Consider the following 23596-nt stretch of genomic DNA (forward strand, 5'->3'; position numbering starts at 1 on the left):
CGGCCGAAAAAACAGACGGTTTTCACAGCGCTTAATGATTAGAGTGGCAAGTTTTTCCATTTATTTTTGGTTGCCCTCTTGCGTAAATCCACAAGAGTGGATACAATCTTATAAGAAAGAGGTGGTTTTTATATGTCGAAATTGGTGATTGTTGAGTCACCTGCCAAGGCAAAAACAATCAAAAAGTATTTAGGCTCCGGTTATGAGGTAGTCGCTTCCATGGGTCATGTACGCGATTTGCCGGAAACCCGTTTGAGCGTGGATATAAAGCATGATTTTAAACCGAAGTATGAGATTATTAAGGGAAAAGAAAAACTGGTACAGGAACTGAAGGATGCCGCTGAAAAAAGCGATTCCGTTTTTCTTGCAACTGACCCGGATCGGGAGGGCGAAGCAATTTCCTGGCACTTGGCTTATATTCTGGATCTCGATACTGCCCAGGAAAACCGTGTCACCTTTAATGAAATTACCCCAACCGGTATTTCTGCCGGTATGGATCATCCCCGATCCATTGATTTGGATTTGGTGAATGCTCAGCAGGCGCGCAGAGTTCTGGATCGCCTAGTGGGCTATAAACTCAGCCCCTTTCTGTCCCAGAAAATCCGCCGGGGCCTTTCTGCCGGACGAGTTCAGTCTGTGTCGGTTCGTCTGGTGGTGGACAGGGAAGAGGAAATCCGTGCTTTTGTGCCGGAAGAATATTGGAGCATTGACGCCAAGCTGATTCCTCAGGGAAGCCGCAAAGCCTTTGCCGCCGCTTTTTATGGCGATGCCAATGGCAAAATGAAGATAACCAACCAAGAGCAGGCCGACGAGATCTTAAAAAATCTGGAAAACGCAGAGTTCCGCGTTGCAAAAGTGAAAAAGGGATCTCGAAAAAAATCCCCTGCTCCGCCCTTTATTACTTCTACCTTACAGCAGGAAGCTTCCCGAAAACTGGGCTTTCAGGCTCGCCGCACGATGAAGGCGGCCCAAGAACTGTATGAAGGTGTGGAAATCGAAGGCATGGGCGCCATCGGTTTGATTACCTATATGAGAACGGACTCTTTGCGTATCTCAGAAGATGCGATTAAAGAGGCAGCAGAATATATTGAAGAGCGCTGGGGCAAAAAATATCTGCCCGATTCCCCGCGTCAGTTTAAAACAAAAGCAAATGCGCAGGATGGCCATGAGGCAATTCGGCCTTCTACCCCCAGCTTAACACCGGATCAAGTGAAAAGCAGCCTGAGCAACGATCAATATAAGCTGTATAAGCTTATTTGGGAACGCTTTATTGCCTGTCAAATGTCAAACTGCCTGCAAAGTACCACTCAGGCAGAGATATCCGCCGCGGATTATATCTTTAAAGCTTCGGGTTATACCGTTACCTTTGACGGCTTTACTGTGTTGTATGAGGAAGGTAAGGACGAAGAAACCGAGCAGGGCGGTGCGCTTCCGGTTTTGACAGCGGACATGCCGCTGAAAAAGAAGGAACTGGCCGGGAATCAGCATTTTACCCAGCCGCCGCCACGCTTTACTGAAGCGTCGCTCATTAAAGCTTTGGAAGAAAACGGAATTGGGCGCCCGTCCACTTATGCGGCAACCATTTCCACCATTACCGGGCGTGAGTATGTGGTTCGGGACGGAAAAGCGCTCAAGCCCACCGAGCTTGGTGAGGTTATTACAAATCTGATGCGGGAACGTTTCCCGAAAATTGTGAATGTGAAATTTACTGCTCAGGTTGAAAAAGATCTGGACAGTGTGCAGAGCGGTGAAACCGATTGGATCGAAACGCTTCACAACTTTTATGGGGATTTTGAAAAGACCCTGAAAAAAGCGAAAGAAGAAATGGAAGGCGTTAAAATCCAGCTAAAAGAGGATGAAACCGACGTTATCTGTGATAAATGCGGACGCAACATGGTGGTAAAGGTTGGGCGCTATGGCAAATTTTTGGCCTGCCCCGGTTACCCGGAATGTAAAAACGTGAAAAAACTGGTCATTGAAAACGGTGCAGATTGCCCCAAATGCGGCGGCAAGGTGGTTGTGAAGAAAACCAAAAAGGGACGCGTGTTTTACGGATGCAACGAATACCCCAACTGTGATTTTGTTTCCTGGGACGAACCCACTATGGAAAAATGCCCTCGTTGCGGCAAGACTCTTTTGAAAAAGAAGGGCAAACACCCCAAAATGTACTGTGTCACACCGGACTGTGGATATGAGAAAGTGGAGGAAGAATGAAGATATCGGTAATCGGAGCCGGCTTAGCCGGCTGTGAGGCGGCCTGGCAGATTGCCTCCAAAGGGATTTCCGTGGATTTATACGAAATGAAGCCGATTCAGTATTCTCCTGCCCATCAAAGCCCTGCATTTGCCGAATTGGTTTGTTCCAATTCTCTGAAGGCAGAACGTATTGCCAGTGCAGCCGGGCTTTTGAAAGAAGAAATGCGGCGGTTCGGCTCGCTGTTGATGCAGTGTGCCGATAAAGCAAGGGTGCCGGCTGGCGGCGCTTTGGCGGTCGATCGGGATATTTTTTCTTCTTTGGTCACACAGGCGATTGAGGAGCATCCCCTCATTCAGGTTCACACCGGTGTGGTGAAATCGATTCCGGATGACGGAATTCGTGTGGTTGCCACCGGGCCGCTGACAGCGCAGGAGCTGGCGGACGATATTGCCATCTTTTGTGCGGGAAGCCTGAGCTTTTATGATGCGGCTGCGCCGATTGTCACGGTGGAAAGTCTGGATATGGATTCTTGCTTTGCAGCATCCCGGTATGACAAAGGCGGCGACGACGCGTACCTTAACTGCCCCATGAACAAAGAGGAATATGATGCTTTTTATGACGCGCTGGTTTCGGCAGAACGGGCGCCCGTGCATGGCTTTGAAGCCGCCGACCCTAAAATCTATGAAGGCTGTATGCCGGTAGAAGTGATGGCGGGTCGGGGACGGGACACCTTGCGGTTCGGGCCTTTAAAACCGGTGGGCCTTCGGGATCCCAAAACAGGGCACAGACCTTGGGCTGTGGTTCAGCTGCGGCGTGAAAATGCTGCCGCTACTTTGTATAATCTGGTAGGCTTTCAGACAAACCTGAAATTCCCGGAACAAAAACGGGTGTTTGGGATGATTCCTGCTTTGCGCAACGCCGAATTTGTGCGGTATGGTGTGATGCATCGCAATACTTTTGTCAATTCGCCAAAAGTGCTTCGGGCAGATTTCAGCCTGAAAAGCGATTCCACCCTGTTTTTTGCCGGTCAGCTGACCGGTGTGGAGGGATACATGGAATCCGCTGCGTCGGGCCTTATAGCAGGGCGCAATGCCGCAGCCCGGCTGATGGGTGAAGAAACCGTTGTTTTGCCCCGAGAAACCATGATGGGCGCTTTGAGCCACTATCTGGTGGAATGTGATCCCGATCATTTTCAGCCCATGGGGGCGAATTTTGGGATTCTTCCGTCTTTGCCGGAGGCAATTCGAGATAAAAAAGCAAGATACGAGGCTTTGGCCCAGCGTTCGCTGGATCTTCTGGAACCGTACCTGAAATGAAAAAATGGTTGCTGTGATTGGAGGTTGTTCCGATGAAAATTATTGTAGATGCTTTTGGCGGCGATAACGCGCCGTTGGAAATCATGAAGGGCTGCGCAGATGCGGTGCAAAGTTTGGATATTGATATCATTCTGGTGGGTCAGCAGGAAGAGATTCGCAAGGTTGCCAAAGAGAATGAAATCTCTTTAGAGCGTATGGAGATTGTGGATGCTCCTCAAGTGATTACCATGGAAGATCATGCCGGAGAAATCATGAAAAGCAAAAAGGATTCTTCTATGGCGGAAGGACTTCGCCGTCTGGCTGCAGGGGAAGGGGATGCGTTTGTATCCGCCGGGAACAGCGGTGCTCTGGTAATGGGAGCCACGATGATTGTTAAGCGCATCAAGGGAGTTAAGCGGGTGGCATTTGCCCCGATGATTCCGAAAAATGAGGGCTTTTTCATGCTGATTGACGGTGGAGCCAATGTGGATTGCCGGCCCGAAATGCTGCAGCAGTTTGGTGTGATGGGTTCTATTTATCTGGAAAAGGTAATTGGAGTCGAAAAGCCCCGGGTTGCACTGGCAAATGTGGGAACCGAAGACAACAAAGGCGGCGAGCTGCAAACTCAGGCATTCGCTATGCTCAAGGAATCGGATCTGAATTTTATCGGCAATATTGAAGCACGGGATATTTCGAACGGTGGCGCAGATGTGGTTGTAGCCGACGGATTTACCGGGAATATTATCCTCAAGATGTTTGAGGGTGTGGTCATGATGATGATGGGTAAATTCAAAGAAGTCTTTGGGGCTAATGCCAAAAATAAATTGGCAGCAGCCATGATTTTAAAAGATTTGGGCAAGCTGAAAAAGTCTATGGATTATAACGAGTATGGTGGCGCGCCGGTAATGGGTGCGGCAAAACCGGTGTTTAAGGTGCATGGCAGCGCCAAAGCACGCACGGTAGAAAGCGCTTTGCGGCTGACCAAAGCCTATGTGGAACAGAACGTGACCCAAGAAATCAGCCGTGCAGTGACTATGCAGGAATAAGAAAAACAGTTTGAAAGTCCGGCAAAATCAGGAAGGGAGCGTGTGTATATGCAGAAACCCAGTCGAAAAGCATTGGAGGACAAGCTTCAATACCATTTTAAAAACCAACAGTATTTAACAACCGCCCTGACCCATTCTTCTTATGCGAATGAGGTGAAGTCGGCGGGCCACAGCAACGAGCGCCTGGAATTTTTAGGGGATTCTATCCTCAGCGTGGTGGTTGCAGATTATTTGTTTAAAAATTGCCCCAATCTGCCGGAAGGCGAACTGACCAAAAACCGTGCAGCTTTGGTTTGTGAAAAATCCTTGTGTGGCTTTTCTCGACAGCTGGATTTGGGCGAATACCTGCTTCTCAGCCGTGGGGAACAAAACTCTGGGGGACGCATGCGCCCTTCCATTTTAGCGGATGCTTTTGAGGCGTTAATCGCAGCCATTTATCTGGATTCCGGGCTGGAAGAGGCTCGCCGGTTTATTCTGCGCTTTGTTTTGCCGGTTTTGCAAACCGCAAAGCCCAAAGCGTTTAAGGATTATAAAACTTCTCTTCAGGAAATCATTCAGCAGAATCCGGAAGAGCAGCTGGAGTATGTTTTGATCGGGGAAAGCGGACCGGATCACGACAAGCACTTTACGGTGGAGGTTCGCCTGAACAGCAATGTGATCGGGAAAGGCGGCGGGCGCAGTAAGAAAGAGGCAGAGCAGCAGGCTGCCCGGGAAGCGCTGGAGCTGATGGGCTATTGAAGCACGCAAATGTGTCCATTTTTATTCCCCATGCTGGCTGCCCCCAACAGTGCTCTTTCTGCAATCAGCGCAGCATCACAGGTCAGACTCAGCTGACGACCCCGGAACAGGTGAAAGACACGCTGGAACGGGCAGCAGAACATTTGAAAGAAAAAAGCCATTTTGCTGAAATTGCTTTTTTCGGCGGCAGCTTTACGGCAATCGAACGCAGCTACATGCTGTCGCTGCTGGAAGCCGCCGCTCCCTTTGTCAGGGACAAAATGTTCACTGGAATTCGCATTTCTACCCGTCCCGATGCCATTGATGATGAAATTCTGATGATTTTGCGGCAGTATGGTGTTACCGTGATTGAACTGGGCGCCCAAAGTATGGACGACCGGGTTTTGCGGCAGAATCATCGGGGACATACGGCGGAGCAGGTGCGAAATGCGTCGAAGCAGATCAAAAAAGCCGGATTTTCTTTGGGGCTTCAAATGATGACTGGTCTTTGGGGCGATTCTGTTTCCGGTGCGCTGCAAACCGCCCGGGAGGTTGCACAGCTTGACCCCGACTGCGTTCGCATTTATCCCGCCATTATTATGCGGGATACCGAGCTGGCCGAGCGGTACCTTTCGGGGGAATACATTCCCATGACGCTGGAACAGTCGGTGGAGCTGTGCGGTGCTTTACTGGAATTTTTTGAGGAACGGAATATTCCCGTGATTCGATTGGGTTTGCACAGCACGCCCGAACTATTACGGGATCGTCTGGCCGGGCCTTGGCACCCCGCTTTTCGGGAGCTTTGCGAAAGCCGGCTGTTTTTACTCCGCCTGAAAAACGCTTTTACCAGCCAGAGAATTCTCTCGGGCTCTTTTGAGATCCGGGTGGCTCCTTCTTGGGTTTCTCGGGCGGTGGGTCAAAAAAAGTGTAATGTAGCGGAACTGTCCGCTTTGGGCTATAACGTCCAAATCAAGTCGGATCCTTTGGTGGAACCCGCCGATTTTGTTCTACGCAGTCAAACCCAACCCGAAAGCAGGTGAAAGTGAATGCTTTTAAAGTCTTTGGAGCTTCAGGGCTTTAAGACCTTTCCCGACAAAACAATCCTCAAGTTCGATAAAGGCATCACCGCCGTGGTGGGGCCCAATGGCAGCGGAAAAAGCAATGTGAGCGACGCCATCCGCTGGGTGTTGGGGGAACAGTCTGCCCGGGTGCTTCGCTGTTCCAAAATGGAAGACGTTATTTTTGGCGGTACGCCCGGCCGAAAGGCTCAAGGCTATGCAGAGGTTACTTTGACCTTTGACAATTCCGATCGTCAGCTGGATTTTGACAGCGATCAAGTGGCGGTTACCCGCCGGTATTACCGCTCTGGCGATAGCGAATATCTGCTCAATAAAAGCACCGTGCGCCTTCGGGACATCAACGAACTGTTTATGGACACGGGCATGGGGCGCGACGGCTATTCCATGATAGGCCAGGGCAAGATAGACAGCATTGTGGCCGCCCGCAGCGAGGACAGGCGCGAGATTTTTGAAGAAGCGGCCGGGATTTCCCGGTTCCGGTACCGCAAAGGAGAATCGGAACGGCGGCTGAAACAGGCTCAGGAAAATCTGGTTCGCCTGTATGATATTTTTGCGGAACTCGAAGGGCGGGTCGGCCCTTTGCGCGAGCAGGCAGAAAAAGCGCAGCAGTACCTGGAATATGCCGGGGAAAAGCGAACGCTGGAAATCGGCCTGTGGCTGGACACCTTGGGGCGCTCCGGTCAGGTTTTACGGGAATATGAGGATAAGCTGGTTTTAATTCGTTCTCAGCAGGAAGAAGCGGAGCACCGCACCCAAGAGCTGGAAAAACAGATCGAAGAAAACTATCAGGCGGTCAACGTCTGCACCGCCCGGATGGACGAAGCCAGAGCACTGGCAGCGTCACGGGAGGAAGAAGCGGCAAGAAGGGACGGCGATGCGGCCGTTCTGGAAAACGACCGAGAACATAACAAACAGAATCAGGAACGAACTTTGCAGGAGCTGGAGCGCTCTGCCCTTTCTGACGAAGAGCTGCAGCGCGAAATTCAGGAAAAGCGACGTCAAATGGCCGAAAAGGATGAGTTGGTTCAGCAAAAGCAGCAGGAACTTTCCGGTTTTTCAAGGCGGCTTGAGGAATTGCGCAGTTCTATGGAACTGCATTCCGGTCAAATGGAAGAGCAGACGCGTCTGCTGACCCAGTTGACGCAGGATGCTTCGCAGAGGAAGATTCAAGAGATGACCGCGGCTTCTGCCATTACAGAAATTAACCTGCGTGGCAGTGCTGTGCAAGATACTCTTTTGGCACGGGAACAGCAGAAACAAGAGCTGTTGCAGAAGGAACGGGAATGTGCCGAACTGCTGCAAAAGGCAGAAGACAGCATTCTTTCTTTGACTAATATGGTGCGCGGATTTGAACTGCGGCTGGAATCCCGGCGCAAACGGGTTGAAGATGCCCGTGGCCAAAGCGAGAAATTGCGTTTGGATGCAGGGGAAGAACAACGCCGTGTTCGGTTATTGGAAGAAATGGAGCGCAATCTGGAGGGCTTTGCTCACAGCGTTAAGACGGTGATGAAAGAGGTTTCCAGAGGAACTCTTTCCGGCATTCACGGGCCGGTATCCCGTCTTTTGCATGTTCCGGCAGAATACGCTTTGGCAGTGGAAACCGCCCTCGGCGCTTCTATGCAGAATATTGTGGTGGAAACCGAACAGGACGCAAAGCGAGCCATCTCTCTCTTAAAACAGAGGGATTCGGGACGCGCCACCTTTTTGCCGCTGTCTACCATTCAGGGTAACTTGCTTCAGGAAAAAGGGCTTTTTGACTGCCCCGGTTTTGTTGGTGTGGCTTTTTCCCTGTGCGGCTGTGAAGAGAAGTATGGCGGCGTGATGCGGTCTTTACTGGGCCGGATTGTGATTGCCGAGGATTTGGACAGCGCCGTGGCCATTGCCAAGCGGTTTTCTTATCGGTTCCGGGTGGTGACTTTGGACGGTCAGGTGGTAAACACCGGCGGTTCGCTGACCGGTGGATCCTTGACGAAAAATGCAGGGCTTTTAAGCCGGGCGGCTAAAATAGAACAAACAAAAGAAAAGGCAGCTGCTTTGCAGAAGAAGGCAGAAGAAGCCGACGCCGCACTGAAAGCGGCGCAGGCGGAATATTCCACCGCGCAGGCCTCTTTGTCTGCTGCACAGGCAGAATTGAGTGTGGCCAAAGAAGACAGAGTCAACCTGCAAGCAGAATGCGGCAGGCTGCGGGCGGAACTTCAAAGTTTGCAGGACAGCACCAAAGAGCTGGAAACGGAGCAAAGCCGTTCCCAACAGCGGCTGGAAGAACTTCGGGTGCAAAAGGAACAGGCTGCCAAGCAGGCGGCAGAAATAGAGGAGCAGATTTTTGGCCTTCGGCAAAGTATGAGCCAAATCACTGGCGACCGGGAGGAACTGGACAGACGGTATCAGGATTTGACAGATGCTTTGCAGGATGCGCGAATGACATCGCTTTCTGCTCAAAAGGAAAAAGAAGCTCTGGAAAGCTCTGCACAGGAACTGGAAAACCGCCGCCGGGATTATTCTGGATTGGCCGATCGGCTGAATCGGGAATTGGAACAGCTAAAAGAGCAAAACCGGGATCTGGAGCAGCGGGCCGCAACACTTCGGCAGCAGGCCGCCCAGTTGCGGGAATCTGCCATTTTGGCCCGAAACAGTGTGGAGCAGATTATTGCGGAGCGCACCGAACTGGAAAAGAATGCGGCTCAGCTTCGCACCTTGGAACGGGAACAGTCCGGCACGAAGGAAACCATTGGGCAGGAAATTGCCCGTTTGGAAGAACGGCGTGCGGGTGTGCAAAAGGAATACGACGAAATAATCTCTCGTTTGTGGGAAGAATATGAGCTGACACGCCGGGAAGCCGAGGCAGTCTGCCCAAAGCTTTCGGATATCAGCGGTTCCAAAAAGCGGCTGAATGAATTAAAGGGAAAAATCAAAGCATTGGGAACCGTCAATGTGGCGGCAGTGGAGGAATACAAAGAGGTTTCGGAGCGGTATGAGTTCTTAAAAGCTCAAATCAGCGACGTGGAAAAATCCCGAGATGAGCTTCGCCGTTTAATCGGGGAATTGACCCAACGCATGCAGGAACTGTTTTTGGAACGCTTTGAAATGATTCAAAGTCATTTTAGTGGAACCTTCCGTTCTTTGTTTGGGGGAGGAACCGCCAAGCTGACGCTCAGTCAGCCGGAGGATATCCTGAATTCCGGCATCGAGATTTCTGTGCAGCCGCCGGGAAAAATCGTCACCCATCTGGAATCTTTGTCCGGCGGGGAAAAAGCGCTGGTTGCCATTGCCCTGTATTTTGCCATTATGAAAGTGAATCCGCCGCCCTTCTGTGTGCTGGATGAAATTGAAGCGGCGCTGGATGATGTGAATGTGGATCGCTTTGCCGGGTATTTGCGGGGCATGAATGAGAACACCCAGTTTATCGTCATCACTCACCGGCGGGGCACAATGGAAGAAGCCGATGTGTTGTACGGTGTGACAATGCAGGACGAAGGGGTTTCAAAACTCTTGGAACTGCGTGCTTCTGAAATCGAACAAAAACTGGGGATCCGAAAGTCATAAAAAGGAGTTTGCCATGGGATTTTTTGATAAAATCAAAGAAGGACTGAAAAAAACAAGAGACAGTATCACCGGCCAGATCGATTCTATGCTGAACAGCTTTACCAAAATTGACGAAGAGCTGTTTGAAGAGCTGGAAGAGCTTTTGATTATGGGGGACGTGGGTGTTGCCACTTCTGCCCAGATTTGTGAGGAACTGCGGGCTCGTGTCAAAAAGAATGGGGTTACCGATCCGTCACAGGTACATGGATTGCTCCGTGAAATCGTGGCAGAAATGCTCAGCGGCGGGGAAGAATTGCAGCTTACCACAAAGCCCTCTGTTATCTTGATTATCGGGGTAAACGGTGTGGGCAAAACCACCACCATCGGCAAGCTGGCCGCCAAACTCTCTCGCGAAGGCAAAAAGGTGATTCTGGGCGCGGCAGATACCTTCCGTGCTGCGGCTATTGACCAGCTTCAGATTTGGGCGGATCGAGCGGATGTACCGATGATTAAGCACACGGAGGGGTCTGACCCGGCTGCCGTGGTGTTTGATACCATTACCGCGGCCAAAGCCCGGGGGATGGATGTGGTGATTTGTGATACGGCAGGGCGGCTTCACAACAAGAAGCACCTGATGGACGAGCTTTCGAAAATCAGCCGTATTATTGACCGGGAACTGCCGGACTGTGACAAAGAGGTTCTGCTGGTGCTGGATGCTACCACTGGGCAGAATGCGGTGAATCAGGCTCGCGAATTCCAGAATGCGGCGGGGCTGACCGGCATTGTTTTAACAAAACTGGACGGTACGGCTCGCGGCGGCGTGGTGCTTCCCATTCGTCAGGAACTGAAATTGCCGGTTAAACTGATTGGTCTGGGAGAAAAAATAGACGACTTGCAGCCCTTTGAAGCGGAAGAATTTGCGGCGGCATTATTTGAGAGGGAATCGGAATGACATTTGTAATAGCAACCCATAATCAGAAAAAGTTAAAAGAACTCCGGCGGATTTTAGAACCTTTGGGCATAGAACCTGTCATACGGGACGATTTGCCCGAGGTGGAGGAAACCGGCACGACTTTTGCAGAAAATGCCCTGTTAAAGGCACAGTCTGCCTGCAATGAAACGGGCATGCCCGCAGTTGCGGATGATTCCGGACTGGTGATAGATGCACTGAACGGCGCACCGGGAGTATATTCCGCCCGTTACGGCGGAGAAGGCTTCACAGATAAAGAACGGTATGAAAAAGTTCTGCGGGAAATGCAGGCGGTTCCGGCAGAAAAGCGTACCGCCCGTTTTGTCAGTGCTGTATGCTGCGTGTTTCCGGATGGAAAAGTCATCACCGTAGAGGGTTCCTGTGAAGGCACCATAGGCTTTGCCCCCAAAGGGGAAGGCGGTTTCGGTTATGACCCCATTTTCATGGTGGGAACTCGTTCTTATGCGGAAATGTCTGCGGCGGAAAAGGATGAAATCAGCCATCGCGGCCGCGCTTTGGTGAAATTGGCACAGGAATTGGAAAATTGGAAGAAAATTGGTTAATATAAAGGAGAAAACCGGATGATAACAAGCAAGCAGCGGGCATTTTTGCGTTCTTTGGCAAACCAGATCGATACCATTGTGATGATTGGCAAAGACGGCCTAAGCGCCGACATTGAAAAGCAGGCTCACGACGCCCTCACCAAAAGAGAATTGATCAAATGCAAAGTGCTGGAAACAGCAGGGATCACCTCCCGGCAGGCGGCAGAGGCTTTGTCAAAGCCTCTTTCTGCAGAAGTGGTGCAGGTAATCGGCAATAAATTTGTGTTGTACCGCAAAAATCAGAAAGAGCCAAAGATCATCTTGCCAAAAGCAGCGAGAAGATAAATTGTAAGGCACGATATTTCAGGAGGCGTCCATGGAAAAACTGGCAATGTTTGGAGGAACCTTTAATCCCATTCACAACGGTCATCTTCATTTGGTAGAAGGGTTTCGCAGCCGTTTGGGGTTCCAAAGGGTACTCTTTATTCCTTCCCGGGTGCCCCCCCATAAAGCTGCCCCCGATTTGGCGGATGCCGTTCACCGGCTTGCGATGTGCCGCTTGGCTGCAGAGCCTGCGGGTTTTGAGGTGTCGGATCTGGAACTTCACCGTGAAGGCCCCAGCTATACCGTAGACACACTGCATCAGCTGCATTTAATGTATCCGGGTACACAGCTGTATTTGATCATGGGTGCCGATATGTTTTTGAGTTTGGAACAATGGTATCGCTTTGAGGAATTGTTTCAGCTGGCACAGCTTTGTGCTGCACCCCGCGATGACAATAACCGGCAGGAATTGCTTTCTTATGCCAAACGGCTGCAAAGCATGGGGGCCAGAACCCATGTGGAAGATTTACCTTTGCTTCCGGTGTCCTCTACCATCATCAGGAAGAGAATCCGGCAGGGGAAGCCCATTTCTGATTTGGTTCCCCGGGCCGTGGAACACTATATTATGGAGCATCATTTGTACGGAGGGAATTAAAGTGGATGTGATACAGTACGAAGAACTGATTCGCCAGCGCCTGTCGCAAAAGCGGTTTGCACACAGCATGAATGTGGCGGTGGAATCTCGGCGGCTGGCACAGCGCTGTGGAGCAGACCCTGAAAAAGCCTATTTGGCCGGGGTTTTGCACGATGTTATGAAGGAAGCGCCGCCTGAGGAGCAGTTGAAAATCATGGAAGGCTCTGGTATAATGCTGACAGATGTAGAAAAGGGGGCTCAAAAGCTGTGGCACGCCATGGCAGGAGCCGTTTATCTGCAAAAAGTCTTGGGCATAACCGATCCAGAGGTCATTCACGCCGTGCGGTATCATACCACCGGACGTGAAAATATGTCCCTTTTGGAGCAGGTCGTTTTTGTGGCGGATTTTATTTCGGCAGAGCGGGAGTATGACGGTGTGGAAGAAATGCGAGCCGCTGCCCAAAACGGACTGGAAGAAGCGGTGCTGGCAGGGTTGGTGTTTACCATACAGGACTTATCGCAGCAGGGAAAGCCCATCCATCCGGATAGCCTGGCTGCCTATAATACAATGATTCTTGCCCGACATGGGGAATAGAAATTTCCTAAATTTACAAAGAAACGGTGGTTACCAGATGACGTCATTAGAGCTGGCAAAAAAAGCCGCAACCATTTTAGACAACAAAAAAGCCGACGAATTAAAAGTGTTGGGAATTGAGGGCCTATCCGTGCTGGCAGACTATTTTGTTCTAGCCACGGGTACCAGCAACACCCATGTTAAAGCGTTGGCCGATGAATTGGAATTTCAGCTGAAAGAGGCTGGCATTCTGCCGAACCATGTAGAAGGTTACCGTTCCAATTCCTGGATTCTGTTGGATTACGGCCATGTCGTCATTCACGTTTTTACCGCAGAAGCACGCCGGTTTTATGATCTGGATCGCCTGTGGCAGGACGCGGAAAATATAGAGCTCAATTTTTTGAGCGAAGGCTGAATAGGGGGAAAGACCGGTGAAATACGAACATAAACCGATTGAAGAACGATGGCAGAAGGAATGGGAAAAAGAAGGAATTTTTCATGCTTCAAATTCTTCGGAAAAGCCGAAATTTTATGCATTAATTGAATTTCCGTATCCTTCCGGGCAGGGGCTGCATGTGGGGCATCCTCGTTCTTATACAGCGCTGGACATTGTGTCTCGCCGCCGCAGAATGTTAGGATACAATGTGCTGTATCCCATGGGTTGGGACGCTTTTGGTCTGCCCACAGAAAATTTTGCGATTAAGAACCATGTTCATCCCGCAATTGTAACTGAGAAAAATATCGCCCGATTCAAACAGCAGCTGCAATCTTTGGGAATCTCTTTTGACTGGTCCCGTGAAATCAATACCACAGACCCGGAATATTATAAATGGACCCAATGGATTTTTCTGCAGCTGTTTCATCGCGGGCTTGCTTATAAAAAAGAGATGGCCGTTAACTGGTGTACTTCCTGCAAGTGCGTGCTGGCCAATGAAGAAGTGGTCAACGGCGGATGTGAACGCTGTGGAAGTGAAGTAGTGCGTAAGGTAAAATCTCAGTGGATGCTGAAAATCACCGAATATGCCCAGCGCTTGGTGGATGATCTGGATTTGGTCAATTACCCGGATCGGGTGAAGGCACAGCAGAAAAACTGGATTGGCCGTTCTACCGGTGCGGAAGTTATTTTCAAAACCAGCCACGGTGAAGATTTGAAAATCTATACCACTCGTCCCGATACTCTGTACGGGGCTACTTATATGGTGGTGTCGCCAGAACATCCTTATTTGGAAACATGGGCAGACAGCCTGAAGAATATAGACGAGATTCGTGCCTATCAGCAAGAAGCAGCCAAGAAGTCTGACTTTGAGCGAACCGAGGTTGCCAAAGAAAAGACCGGTGTGTGTTTGCAGGGTGTTACGGCAATAAATCCGCTGACCGAAAAAGAGATTCCGATTTTTATTTCGGATTATGTACTGGTTTCTTATGGAACCGGAGCCATTATGGCGGTTCCCGGCCATGATTCCCGCGACTGGGAGTTTGCCAAAAAGTTCGATTTGCCCATCGTAGAAGTGGTAAAAGGCGGAGAAGTAGAAAAAGAAGCCTTTACTGACTGCGAAACAGGGACTCTGGTAAACTCTGGAAGCTTGAACGGCCTGACTGTGGAAGAGGCCAAAGAAAAAATGCTTTCTTATCTTTCAGAGAAGGGAATTGGCGAACAGAAAGTCAATTTTAAACTGCGTGACTGGGTGTTCTCTCGCCAGCGCTATTGGGGAGAGCCCATTCCCATTGTGCATTGTGATAAATGCGGCTATGTGGCTTTGCCGGAAAGTGAGCTTCCGCTGACTTTGCCGGAAGTGAAGTCCTATGAGCCCACCGACAACGGCGAATCTCCGCTGGCGAATATCACAGAATGGATTAACACCACTTGCCCCCATTGCGGCGGCCCGGCGAAGCGTGAAACCGACACAATGCCCCAGTGGGCCGGTTCTTCCTGGTATTTTCTGCGCTATATGGATCCTAACAATAAAGAGGCGCTGGCTGGCCCCGAGGCGCTCAAATATTGGAATCAGGTGGATTGGTACAATGGTGGCATGGAGCACACCACGCTGCATCTGCTGTACAGCCGATTCTGGCATAAATTCCTTTATGATATCGGTGTTGCTCCCACGCCGGAACCCTATGCCAAGCGCACCAGCCATGGCATGATTCTGGGCGAAAACGGCGAAAAGATGAGCAAGTCCCGTGGCAATGTGGTCAACCCGGACGATATCGTGAACGAATACGGTGCGGATACCATGCGTCTGTATGAAATGTTCATCGGCGACTTTGAGAAGGCTGCCCCCTGGAATACCTCCAGCATCAAAGGCTGCCGGCGCTTTCTGGAACGTTATTGGGCTTTGCAGGAACGGGTACAGCCCGGCAATGTCATTACTCCGGCTTTGGAGTATGCTTTCCATAAGACCATCAAAAAGGTCGGCGAGGATATTGAGAACCTGAAATTCAATACGGCAATTGCAGCTTTGATGGCGCTTATTAACGATATTTCTGATGCCGGTTCTATCAATCGGGAAGAGCTTCGTGTGTTCACTTTGCTGCTCAATCCTTTTGCCCCCCACATTACAGAAGAAGTGTGGCATGAGGTAAAATTGGGTCAGGGAATGGCATCCCAGCAGAACTGGCCTGATTATGATGAAGAAAAATGCAAAGAAAGCACTATTGAGATTGCGGTGCAGGTCAGCGGCAAGCTGCGGGCCCGTATCATGATCCCCGCGGATCTTGGCAAGGAAGATGCGATTCAGGCAGCCAAGGCAGAGCCGAAAATCGATGCAGAGCTTTCGGGCAAAACAATTGTAAAAGAGATTTATGTGCCCGGCAAGCTGGTCAATATTGTAGCCAAATAGGGATTGTTTTTCCTCTCTGTTTGAAAACAAAAAGCGGACAAAAAAACAACACCGAAACTGCGTTTTGCAGTTTTGGTGTTGTCGTTTTTTCGTTCTTTTTAAGAAATGAAATTTCTTTTTGTAAAAAACGCTTTCTTATTTTCAATGGAACGTGTATAATAATTTGGAATTGCACATTCGCAGAATTGCTGCCTAACGGGCAGAATTCGGGGGTTACGGTACAATTCAAAAAACAAGCTGCAAATAGAGCAGGGTAGAGTGAAGGAATTATTTAGAATATGGAAAAAACCACATTAAAAAAATCCGTGACTATTGTAGAAGCAATGGCTATCGTTGTCGGTATGATCATTGGTTCCGGTATCTTTTTAAAGCCGGGCATCGTTTTGAACCATGCGGGAAGTCCCTCGCTCAGCATCGCCGCTTGGGTTGCCGGCGGCATCATTACGTTGGCATCGGCGCTGTCTGTGGCAGAAATTGCGTCTGCTATTCCAAAATCCGGTGGTCTTTACACCTATCTGGAAGATTTATACGATGAAAGAGCCGGCTTTCTTTTGGGCTGGGTGCAGGCGGTTATCTCTTATCCTGCATCTGTGGCGGCTCAGGCTATCGCTTTTTCCATTTATGCCGCTTATTTTATTCCCATCGGGGATTTGCATCAAAAGCTTTTGGCAACGGGAGTGCTGCTGTTTATTCTGATAATGAATATTTTGTCTACTAAATGCGGCGGAGTGATTCAGACTTTGGCCACGGTGGGCAAGCTGATTCCCATTGTTGCGATTATTGTGTTCGGCCTGACTGCCAGCAACATGCCCGGATTTGACGGCATGTCTCAAAATGCCCTTCAGGGGGCCGGTTTTGGTGCGGCTATTTTGGGTACCCTTTGGGCCTATGATGGCTGGATTGGCGTGACCAATATGGCGGGGGAACTGAAAAATCCTTCTAAAACTTTGCCGAAGGTAATTTCGATCGGTGTTATTTTTGTTATTATCGTATATGCCCTGTTTAATCTGGCGATTTTCCGTACCCTTCCACTGGATCAGATTGTGAGTTCCACCACCCCGGGTGCGGATGCGGCAAAGGTTCTGTTTGGCAATGGCGGTGGAACCTTTATTACAGCGGGCATTATGGTTTCGGTATTCGGTGCGTTAAATGGGTATTTGATGACTGCCGCAAGAGTACCCCAAGCCATGGGCGAAAGGGGACAGCTGCCTTTTTCTAAAGTGCTGGGGCAAGTGCACCCCAAGTTGCGTACGCCGGCCAATGCTTTGATTTTCCAAAGCCTGCTGGCAGTCATTTATATTTTTTCGGGTACTTTTAATACATTAACCGATCTTTTGGTATTTGTCTTATGGATTTTCTTTATCATGGGTGTTTTGGGTGTGTTCATCCTGCGCAAAAAGCAAAAGCCCAAAGAAGGGCAATATCGGGTTCCGCTGTATCCCATTACCCCCATTATCGGTGCGGTGGGTGGCTTTTATATTCTAATCAGCACTTTGATTGATGCACCCGTGCGCTCTTTGATCGGCATTGGAATCACGCTGTTGGGTTTGCCGGTCTATTATTGGATGAAGAAAAAAAGATCTGTATAAAATGCGGAGCATACTCTAAAAGGCAAACCCATAGCCCGTTGTTTTTAAAGGGAAAGGAAGTGCTTTTTTGATAAACGGGGCGATTTTAGGGGATATTGCGGGTTCCCGTTTTGAATTCAGCAAACCGGATCGTTTCAATCATAAAACGGTTTCCCTATTTGATAACAATTGTTTTTACACAGATGACACTGTTTTGACAGTGGCCACCAAATACGCCGTACTCAATCAGATTTCTTACCGCGATGCCTATGTGCTGTTTGGCAAACGGTATCCCCGTGCAGGGTATGGGCCAATGTTTAAGGAATGGCTTGAAGATCATTCTCATTCGCCCTACCGCAGTTTCGGTAATGGATCTGCCATGCGGGTAAGTTTTGTGGGGGAGTATTTCGATACGCTGGAAAAGGTGGAGGAAGAAGCGAAAAAAAGTGCAGAGTGCAGCCACAATCATCCCTGTGGTATTGCGGGTGCACAGGCAGTGGCAGTTTGTGTGTTTTTGGCCAAAAACGGCTTTTCCAAAAAAGAAATCAAACAGCAGATGACATCCCGATACGGTTATAACGTCAGCCGCAGCTTGCTGTTTCGCCGTCCCTTTTCCAAATTTGATATGAGTTGTGACGGCTCGGTTCCCTTGGCAATCCGCTGTTTTTTAGAAAGTAATGATTGGGAAAGCTGCATTCGCAATGTGCTCAGCATATCCTGCGATACCGACACGGTGGCATGCATTGCAGGGGCGATTGCGCTGGCTTTTTACGGCACAACCGGATTCGATGAGGGCTTTCTCTTAAAAAAATATTTGATTGATCCGGTTGCAGAGGAACAGCTGCTGTACCAATGGGCGGCTGCACCGTATGGTCATTGAATTGAAAACCGTTTTAAAACAGGAGCTGCCTGTTTTGCAGGTTTCAGTGCGGCTCGCACCGATGAAAGATTTTTGTAATTGCTCTGTGAAATGTTTGCCGTGGCTGTTAGAAAATCTGATGATTTGAAAGCCCGGCTATTAGAATCAAGGGGGACCTTGTGTGGTTGTTTACACGTATCAGTCTGTTAAGGTTTTAAAAATCCTAAAGTCCGGTGAAGTTTACCGAGCCCATACCAGCCGAAAGTATGCCCGGGAGTATGACTGCCTGATCGATATGCTGGGGCTAAACTGTGAATGTCCTATTTTCGGGAATCTACGATTTCACCGAAAAAACACCGGCGGCAGCACCTCAAACAGCGTAAAGCTGATTTTAAAAGTGCCCAGAGACTGCATGTGGCTGACAGAGTATTCGGCATGGGCCGATTTTATGTATATGGTTCCGTTCACATCACCCAAGGACTACACGGACTTGGTGCATGGGGAAGTGGATGAGTATTCGCAGCACAGACTGACGGAAACCATAGGGTCCCTTAAAAGACAAAAGCCTTCTTGGCAATACCGGGTTCCTCAGGTTATTTTAGAAGAAATCCGGCCGGAATGGCTGGCAGAGTATAAAGTGAAGTTATAAAAAAGCATCTGAAATTTTGTAAGTTTTTTGTGGTCAAAGGCCGGGGGGAGAACTGTTCGAGTGAGCGGCATTTTCTCGAATCAGGCAAAACCGCCGGTTTTTCGATGGATAGAATCAAATCACTTGGTAGGGGTAGGGGAGTTTTAAATGGACAAAAAGTTATCGTTTTCATCTTACTTATTGGTAGGCTCTATGTTGTTCGGCCTGTTCTTTGGGGCCGGAAATCTGATTTTTCCAGTTCATATGGGGCAAGAGGCCGGTGCAAACACCTGGTTGGCCACTGCGGGATTTTTAACCACGGCAATTGGTTTGCCCTTTTTGGGTGTTATTGCCATCGGGGTGTCCGGCAGCAATGGGTTGTTTGATTTAGCCAGCCGCGTTCATCCGATTTATGGTTATGTGATGACTATTTTGCTGTATCTGACCATTGGGCCTTTTTTCGCATTGCCTCGTACTGCTACAGTGTCTTATGAAATTGGGCTGGTTCCTTTTCTTCCGGAAAGTTTTCGCACAACGGGCCTTGCCATTTTCACGCTTATCTTTTTTGCGGTAGCATTGGCTTTTTCATTAAAACCCAACCAATTGCTGGTATGGGTGGGCAAGGTACTGAATCCGCTGTTTTTAGCGGTTTTAGCGGTTTTGATTGTGCTGAGCCTGGTGCTCCCCATGGGCACGGTTTCTTCGATTCCGGTTATGGAAAGTTACGAATCGGCTCCCTTTTTCAAAGGCTTTTTAGAAGGGTATAATACGATGGATGCGCTGGCATCTTTGGCTTTTGGAATCATTGTAGTAAACAGCCTGAAAGATTTGGGCGTAAAAAGCCCCAAAGGAATTGCTCTGGATACGGTGCGATCCGGTGCGGTTAGTATTTTGCTGATGGGCTTGATTTATGGCTTCTTGGCTTATATGGGTGCTTCCAGTGCGGGTCAGTTTGCTGTTTCACAGAATGGAGGCATTGCGCTGGCACAGATCGCCAATTATTATCTGGGTGCCTGGGGCAGTGTTCTGTTGGCTGTCATTGTGACAATAGCCTGCCTGAAAACTGCCATTGGCCTGATTACTGCTTGTTCTCAGACTTTTTGTGAGCTGTTCCCAAACAAGCTGAACTATAAGACTTATACTGTGATTTTTACCGTGATTTCTTTGCTGGTGGCGAATGTAGGGTTAACCCAGATCATTTCTTTATCCATTCCAGTGCTGATGTTCTTATATCCTTTGGCAATCTGCCTGATTTTGCTGGGAATTCTTTCTCCGCTGTTTCATAATCGGCGGTGTGTATATTTGATTCCCACGTTGTTTACGCTGTTTGCCAGTGTGGGTGATTTATTGGCGGCACTGCCTGCTCAAACAGTTGCGCATCCGTTTTTTGCGGCGATTCTTGCTTTTTACCGGCAATACCTGCCTTTCTTCTCTTTGGGAATGGGATGGGTGGTTCCCTTGGTTGCCGGGATGCTGATGGGCTTTTTGGTGTTCCTGATTACCAAGAAGAAAAATCCGAGCCGGGCTGCCTAAAAATCAAAATAATTATTTGGCAAATCAAAAAAGCCTCTGTCCGAATATATTCGGACAGAGGCTTTTTAATTGTTTGCTGGGCACGAAATCAGCGATGAACACCAAGAAAGAACAAAGCGATTGTTCCGGGGCCAGAGTGTGTGCCGATGACTGGGCCCACATAATTGATGACAACATCCTTAACGGAAAAGCGCCTGCGTACTTCATCCCGTACCCATTCGGCGTCTTCCAGACTATCCCCATGACTAATGAAGATCACCTGGTTTTCCGGATCAATCACGGTTTCTTCCATCTGATCCACCAAAGCAATAAGCGAAGCTTTTCGCCCTCGTGCTTTGCCCACATTAATCAGCCGCCCCTCATCATCCACATGAAGAACGGGCTTGATGCCTAAAACAGTTCCAATCAAAGCGGTGGCAGAAGAAACCCGGCCGCCTCTTTTTAAATGGTTCAAGTCATCCACGGTAAACCAATGGCAAAGCTTTAACTTGTTTTCCTCTACCCAGTCGCGAACCTGTTCAATGGTTTTTCCGCTGCGTTTTTGTTGCACCGCATGGTAAATCAAAAGCCCTTGTCCCAAAGAAGCGCAAAGGCTGTCTATCGTATACAGTTTTCGTTCGGGATATTTCGGTGCCAGCTCTTGTGCTGCCACATAGGCCGAATTAAAAGTATTGCTTAGTGCAGAAGAAAACTGAATACAAAGAATATCTTTGCCGGATTGCAAAATGGATTCCATTTTGGTTTTGAATGCTTCCACATTCACACCAGAAGTAGTGCACACCGCCTCATTGCGAAGCTGCTCATAAAAATCATGAAAACCAATTTCTTTTCCGTCCAGATCATTAAAAAAATCTTTCTCGTTCAGGCGTACTGAAAGAGGAAGAACCTCAAGTTCTAATTCCCTTGCAAAATCACCGGGCAAGTCACAGCACGAATCTGTAACTATTACAAAATCGTTCATGGAAAACTCCTCATTTCAAATAGTTGCTCTTCTTCCATAAAAAACCACATAATATTTGGTTTATTATACCATAAGAACCAGATATTTGCAAATAAGGGTGGTGTTTATTTTAACAAAGATCAAAAAACAGTTGACAAACAGAAAAACCTGCTGTATTATTGTATTAATCCATTAGTACAATAATACAGCGGAGGTGAATTTTAAATGAATTGGGATCTTAAACCAGACAGACCCATTTATTTTCAGTTAATAGAACAGATTGAATTGAAAATTATTTCTGGTGTTTATCCTCCCGGCAGCCGGTTACCGTCGGTAAGGGATATGGCCACAGATGCGGCGGTCAATCCGAATACCATGCAGCGGGCCTTATCTGAGTTGGAGAACCAGGGGCTTTTGCATTCCCAAAGAACCAGCGGCAGGTTTGTAACGGAAAATGAGGAGATCATTATGAATATGAAATATTCTATTGCTAAAAATGTTGTACAGGAGTTTATAGAGCGAATGCATTCCTTGGGCTATAACGGCGAAGAAATAATTACGCTTTTAAAACAGATAGAGGAGGAGAGGTAAGAATGGAACCGATTTTGCAGTGTAATAACCTGACAAAAGTATTTCCAGGTAAAGTTGCTCTGTCCGGGGTGAATTTATCTTTGGGGCGGGGCCGAATCGTGGGGCTTTTGGGGCCCAATGGCAGCGGAAAAAGCACCCTGATTAAATTATGCAACGGACTTTTAACGCCTACCAACGGCGAAATTTTAATTGACGGAAATGCACCGGGAATTGAAACAAAGCGGATTGTTTCTTATTTGCCGGAACGCACATACCTCAATGATTGGATGACTGTGCGGAATCTGGTGGACTTTTTTGATGAGTTTTATACGGATTTCAGCAAAGGCAAAGCTTATGACATGCTTCAGCGGCTGGAAATAAAAAGCGATACCAAGTTAAAAACAATGTCTAAGGGTACCAAAGAAAAGGTGCAGCTGATTCTGGTTATGAGCCGTGAAGCGTCCCTTTATCTTTTGGATGAGCCCATCGGCGGTGTGGACCCGGCTGCCAGAGATTACATTTTGAATACGATTATTTCAAATTACAGTGAAAACGCAACTGTTTTGATTTCGACCCACTTGATCAGCGATGTGGAAAAAGTTTTGGATGATATTGTGTTTATCAACCAAGGTTCCATTGCATTGGTTTCTTCAGTGGATGAAATCCGTGAAAAAAATAATAAGTCCGTGGACGAATTGTTCCGGGAGGTGTTTCGATGCTAAGGCGTTTGTTAAAGTATGAGCTTCAGGCTACGGCTCGGATTTTTCTTCCGTTGTATCTGCTGCTGTTCCTGATGTCTATTGTCAATAAGATATTTCTTTCCATCAATACAGAGAGCGTAGAAATCCCCATGGCGATTTCTATGACGGCATATATATCGATCATTGTAGCAATCATAGTCATTACGCTGGTGGTAACAATTCAGCGCTTTTATAAAAACCTGCTGACAGATGAAGGCTACCTGATGTTTACTTTGCCGACCAGCATCAATGCGCATATTGCCAGCAAGATGCTTATTGCTATGCTTTGGAATTTTTTGAGTGTTATCCTTTCCATATGCTCGGTCATAGTACTGGCGATCAACCCGGATGTGATACAAGAATTAGGCAGAGCTTGGCTGTATATGACATCTATTTTAGCTCAGCAGGGTGCTGGGGTACGGTTTGGCATCATTCAAATCATCATCATGTTATTTGTATCTTTGGCTGCCGGAATCTTAAAGATGTATGCATCTATGGCACTGGGGCATCTGGTAACAAAACATCGGGTAGCAGGGGCTTTGGGTGCCTATTTTCTGATTGGCCTGGTGGAACAGATTGTGGTGACAGTCGGTATGACGGCTGTAGCTGGTTCCGGGTTCTTGGAGCGATTTGCAAACTGGGATCCGATGCCTCTTGCAAACTTGGCTTTTGCAGGCATCAATGTTGGCTGCTTGGTTCTTTCGGTTATCTTTTATTTTACTACCAAATATGTGCTGAAAAATAAATTGAATTTAGAATAAGCCTAATATGATTCTTTCTTTTCCCCTCTGACCTTATCGGAGGGGAATTTTTTGATGGAATAAAAATGATACGACTTCTTAATTGGTCAATTATGGTATAATTCTTACGTTTTTCCAATTTTGGTTGATCCAAAAATATCCTTGCGGTATAATCAAGTAGAACGGCGGTTTTTGCCGTTTGATGTCAAACAAAATATCTATTCGGGTCTATGGATCGGAATGAAACGAAGAATGAATAAAGCCAGATTGAATGAAGAA

Annotated in this window: 21 protein-coding genes; 20 read left to right on the plus strand and 1 reads right to left on the minus strand. The window is 48.4% G+C overall.

Going from position 1 to position 23596, the window contains the following annotated elements; genetic code table 11:
- Positions 1 to 132 precede the first annotated feature (132 nt).
- The 17 genes from topA to brnQ all read left to right on the plus strand — a co-directional run bounded on the left by topA (position 133) and on the right by brnQ (position 20327).
- Positions 133 to 2214 carry a type I DNA topoisomerase gene (gene topA / locus C1A02_RS03160; protein WP_101696737.1) on the plus strand — a complete coding sequence of 694 codons (2082 nt, stop codon included), beginning with the start codon at positions 133 to 135 and terminating at the stop codon, positions 2212 to 2214.
- A complete protein-coding gene (gene trmFO / locus C1A02_RS03165) occupies positions 2211 to 3512 on the plus strand; it encodes a methylenetetrahydrofolate--tRNA-(uracil(54)-C(5))-methyltransferase (FADH(2)-oxidizing) TrmFO (protein WP_101696738.1) in 1302 nt (433 codons plus the stop codon). Before topA ends, trmFO begins: the two co-directional genes overlap by 4 nt.
- Before the next feature lie 32 nt (positions 3513 to 3544).
- Positions 3545 to 4537 carry a phosphate acyltransferase PlsX gene (gene plsX / locus C1A02_RS03170; RefSeq protein ID WP_101696739.1) on the plus strand — a complete coding sequence of 331 codons (993 nt, stop codon included), beginning with the start codon at positions 3545 to 3547 and terminating at the stop codon, positions 4535 to 4537.
- A gap of 48 nt (positions 4538 to 4585) precedes the next feature.
- Positions 4586 to 5275, plus strand: coding sequence for a ribonuclease III (gene rnc, locus C1A02_RS03175; protein WP_101696888.1), 690 nt, complete (start codon positions 4586 to 4588; stop codon positions 5273 to 5275).
- Positions 5272 to 6294, plus strand: coding sequence for an elongator complex protein 3 (locus C1A02_RS03180; protein ID WP_101696740.1), 1023 nt, complete (start codon positions 5272 to 5274; stop codon positions 6292 to 6294). Before rnc ends, C1A02_RS03180 begins: the two co-directional genes overlap by 4 nt.
- Before the next feature lie 6 nt (positions 6295 to 6300).
- Entirely contained in the window at positions 6301 to 9876 is a 3576-nt protein-coding gene (smc, locus tag C1A02_RS03185) for a chromosome segregation protein SMC (RefSeq protein WP_101696741.1), read from the plus strand.
- 13 nt (positions 9877 to 9889) lie between these two features.
- Entirely contained in the window at positions 9890 to 10807 is a 918-nt protein-coding gene (ftsY, locus tag C1A02_RS03190; RefSeq protein ID WP_101696742.1) for a signal recognition particle-docking protein FtsY, read from the plus strand.
- A complete protein-coding gene (gene rdgB, locus C1A02_RS03195) occupies positions 10804 to 11388 on the plus strand; it encodes an RdgB/HAM1 family non-canonical purine NTP pyrophosphatase (protein WP_101696743.1) in 585 nt (194 codons plus the stop codon). The genes ftsY and rdgB overlap by 4 nt, the downstream gene beginning before the upstream one ends.
- Before the next feature lie 18 nt (positions 11389 to 11406).
- The gene (locus C1A02_RS03200) at positions 11407 to 11712 is read left to right on the plus strand and encodes a YhbY family RNA-binding protein (protein ID WP_101696744.1); all 306 of its coding nucleotides are present in this window, start codon (positions 11407 to 11409) and stop codon (positions 11710 to 11712) included.
- A gap of 31 nt (positions 11713 to 11743) precedes the next feature.
- Positions 11744 to 12346 (plus strand): nicotinate (nicotinamide) nucleotide adenylyltransferase, encoded by a 603-nt coding sequence (gene nadD / locus C1A02_RS03205; RefSeq protein ID WP_101696745.1) that lies wholly within the window; start codon positions 11744 to 11746, stop codon positions 12344 to 12346.
- A 1-nt stretch (position 12347) separates the two neighbouring features.
- Positions 12348 to 12920 carry a bis(5'-nucleosyl)-tetraphosphatase (symmetrical) YqeK gene (gene yqeK, locus C1A02_RS03210; protein WP_101696746.1) on the plus strand — a complete coding sequence of 191 codons (573 nt, stop codon included), beginning with the start codon at positions 12348 to 12350 and terminating at the stop codon, positions 12918 to 12920.
- Between the two features lie 37 nt (positions 12921 to 12957).
- The gene (gene rsfS, locus C1A02_RS03215) at positions 12958 to 13314 is read left to right on the plus strand and encodes a ribosome silencing factor (RefSeq protein ID WP_101696747.1); all 357 of its coding nucleotides are present in this window, start codon (positions 12958 to 12960) and stop codon (positions 13312 to 13314) included.
- Positions 13315 to 13330: 16 nt separating this feature from the next.
- Positions 13331 to 15739, plus strand: a complete 2409-nt coding sequence (gene leuS / locus C1A02_RS03220; protein WP_101696748.1) for a leucine--tRNA ligase — start codon at positions 13331 to 13333, stop codon at positions 15737 to 15739.
- 278 nt (positions 15740 to 16017) lie between these two features.
- The gene (locus tag C1A02_RS03225; protein WP_101696749.1) at positions 16018 to 17328 is read left to right on the plus strand and encodes an APC family permease; all 1311 of its coding nucleotides are present in this window, start codon (positions 16018 to 16020) and stop codon (positions 17326 to 17328) included.
- 67 nt (positions 17329 to 17395) lie between these two features.
- Positions 17396 to 18187: an ADP-ribosylglycohydrolase family protein gene (locus C1A02_RS03230; RefSeq protein WP_243577894.1), complete on the plus strand. Its 792-nt coding sequence runs from the start codon at positions 17396 to 17398 to the stop codon at positions 18185 to 18187.
- Positions 18188 to 18347: 160 nt separating this feature from the next.
- On the plus strand, positions 18348 to 18815 hold the full coding sequence (locus C1A02_RS03235; RefSeq protein WP_101696750.1) for a hypothetical protein: 468 nt from the start codon (positions 18348 to 18350) through the stop codon (positions 18813 to 18815).
- Positions 18816 to 18962: 147 nt separating this feature from the next.
- On the plus strand, positions 18963 to 20327 hold the full coding sequence (gene brnQ, locus C1A02_RS03240; RefSeq protein ID WP_101696751.1) for a branched-chain amino acid transport system II carrier protein: 1365 nt from the start codon (positions 18963 to 18965) through the stop codon (positions 20325 to 20327).
- 88 nt (positions 20328 to 20415) lie between these two features.
- On the opposite strand, the gene C1A02_RS03245 is transcribed toward brnQ, so the two are convergent.
- The gene (locus tag C1A02_RS03245; RefSeq protein WP_101696752.1) at positions 20416 to 21288 is read right to left on the minus strand and encodes a DegV family protein; all 873 of its coding nucleotides are present in this window, start codon (positions 21286 to 21288) and stop codon (positions 20416 to 20418) included.
- A gap of 204 nt (positions 21289 to 21492) precedes the next feature.
- Here C1A02_RS03245 and C1A02_RS03250 point away from each other — a divergent pair, with 204 nt between their 5' ends.
- From C1A02_RS03250 to C1A02_RS03260, 3 genes are read left to right on the plus strand one after another with little or no spacing between them, the layout of a single operon-like run.
- Positions 21493 to 21858, plus strand: coding sequence for a GntR family transcriptional regulator (locus C1A02_RS03250; RefSeq protein ID WP_101696753.1), 366 nt, complete (start codon positions 21493 to 21495; stop codon positions 21856 to 21858).
- A gap of 2 nt (positions 21859 to 21860) precedes the next feature.
- Positions 21861 to 22559 (plus strand): ABC transporter ATP-binding protein, encoded by a 699-nt coding sequence (locus C1A02_RS03255; protein WP_101696754.1) that lies wholly within the window; start codon positions 21861 to 21863, stop codon positions 22557 to 22559.
- Complete coding sequence (locus C1A02_RS03260) at positions 22553 to 23338, plus strand: hypothetical protein (protein ID WP_101696755.1); 786 nt, start codon at positions 22553 to 22555, stop codon at positions 23336 to 23338. The genes C1A02_RS03255 and C1A02_RS03260 overlap by 7 nt, the downstream gene beginning before the upstream one ends.
- Positions 23339 to 23596: the final 258 nt, after the last annotated feature.

The sequence above is a fragment of the Clostridium minihomine genome (assembly GCF_900240385.1).
Lineage (GTDB): Bacteria > Bacillota > Clostridia > Oscillospirales > Acutalibacteraceae > Faecalispora > Faecalispora minihomine.

Coding starts and splice junctions, on each gene's coding strand:
- topA (WP_101696737.1), top strand. CDS start 133: ATGTCGAAATTGGTGATTGTTGAGTCACCTGCCAAGGCAAAAACAATC.
- trmFO (WP_101696738.1), top strand. CDS start 2,211: ATGAAGATATCGGTAATCGGAGCCGGCTTAGCCGGCTGTGAGGCGGCC.
- plsX (WP_101696739.1), top strand. CDS start 3,545: ATGAAAATTATTGTAGATGCTTTTGGCGGCGATAACGCGCCGTTGGAA.
- rnc (WP_101696888.1), top strand. CDS start 4,586: ATGCAGAAACCCAGTCGAAAAGCATTGGAGGACAAGCTTCAATACCAT.
- smc (WP_101696741.1), top strand. CDS start 6,301: ATGCTTTTAAAGTCTTTGGAGCTTCAGGGCTTTAAGACCTTTCCCGAC.
- ftsY (WP_101696742.1), top strand. CDS start 9,890: ATGGGATTTTTTGATAAAATCAAAGAAGGACTGAAAAAAACAAGAGAC.
- rdgB (WP_101696743.1), top strand. CDS start 10,804: ATGACATTTGTAATAGCAACCCATAATCAGAAAAAGTTAAAAGAACTC.
- C1A02_RS03200 (WP_101696744.1), top strand. CDS start 11,407: ATGATAACAAGCAAGCAGCGGGCATTTTTGCGTTCTTTGGCAAACCAG.
- nadD (WP_101696745.1), top strand. CDS start 11,744: ATGGAAAAACTGGCAATGTTTGGAGGAACCTTTAATCCCATTCACAAC.
- rsfS (WP_101696747.1), top strand. CDS start 12,958: ATGACGTCATTAGAGCTGGCAAAAAAAGCCGCAACCATTTTAGACAAC.
- C1A02_RS03225 (WP_101696749.1), top strand. CDS start 16,018: ATGGAAAAAACCACATTAAAAAAATCCGTGACTATTGTAGAAGCAATG.
- brnQ (WP_101696751.1), top strand. CDS start 18,963: ATGGACAAAAAGTTATCGTTTTCATCTTACTTATTGGTAGGCTCTATG.
- C1A02_RS03245 (WP_101696752.1), bottom strand. CDS start 21,288: ATGAACGATTTTGTAATAGTTACAGATTCGTGCTGTGACTTGCCCGGT.
- C1A02_RS03250 (WP_101696753.1), top strand. CDS start 21,493: ATGAATTGGGATCTTAAACCAGACAGACCCATTTATTTTCAGTTAATA.
- C1A02_RS03255 (WP_101696754.1), top strand. CDS start 21,861: ATGGAACCGATTTTGCAGTGTAATAACCTGACAAAAGTATTTCCAGGT.
- C1A02_RS03260 (WP_101696755.1), top strand. CDS start 22,553: ATGCTAAGGCGTTTGTTAAAGTATGAGCTTCAGGCTACGGCTCGGATT.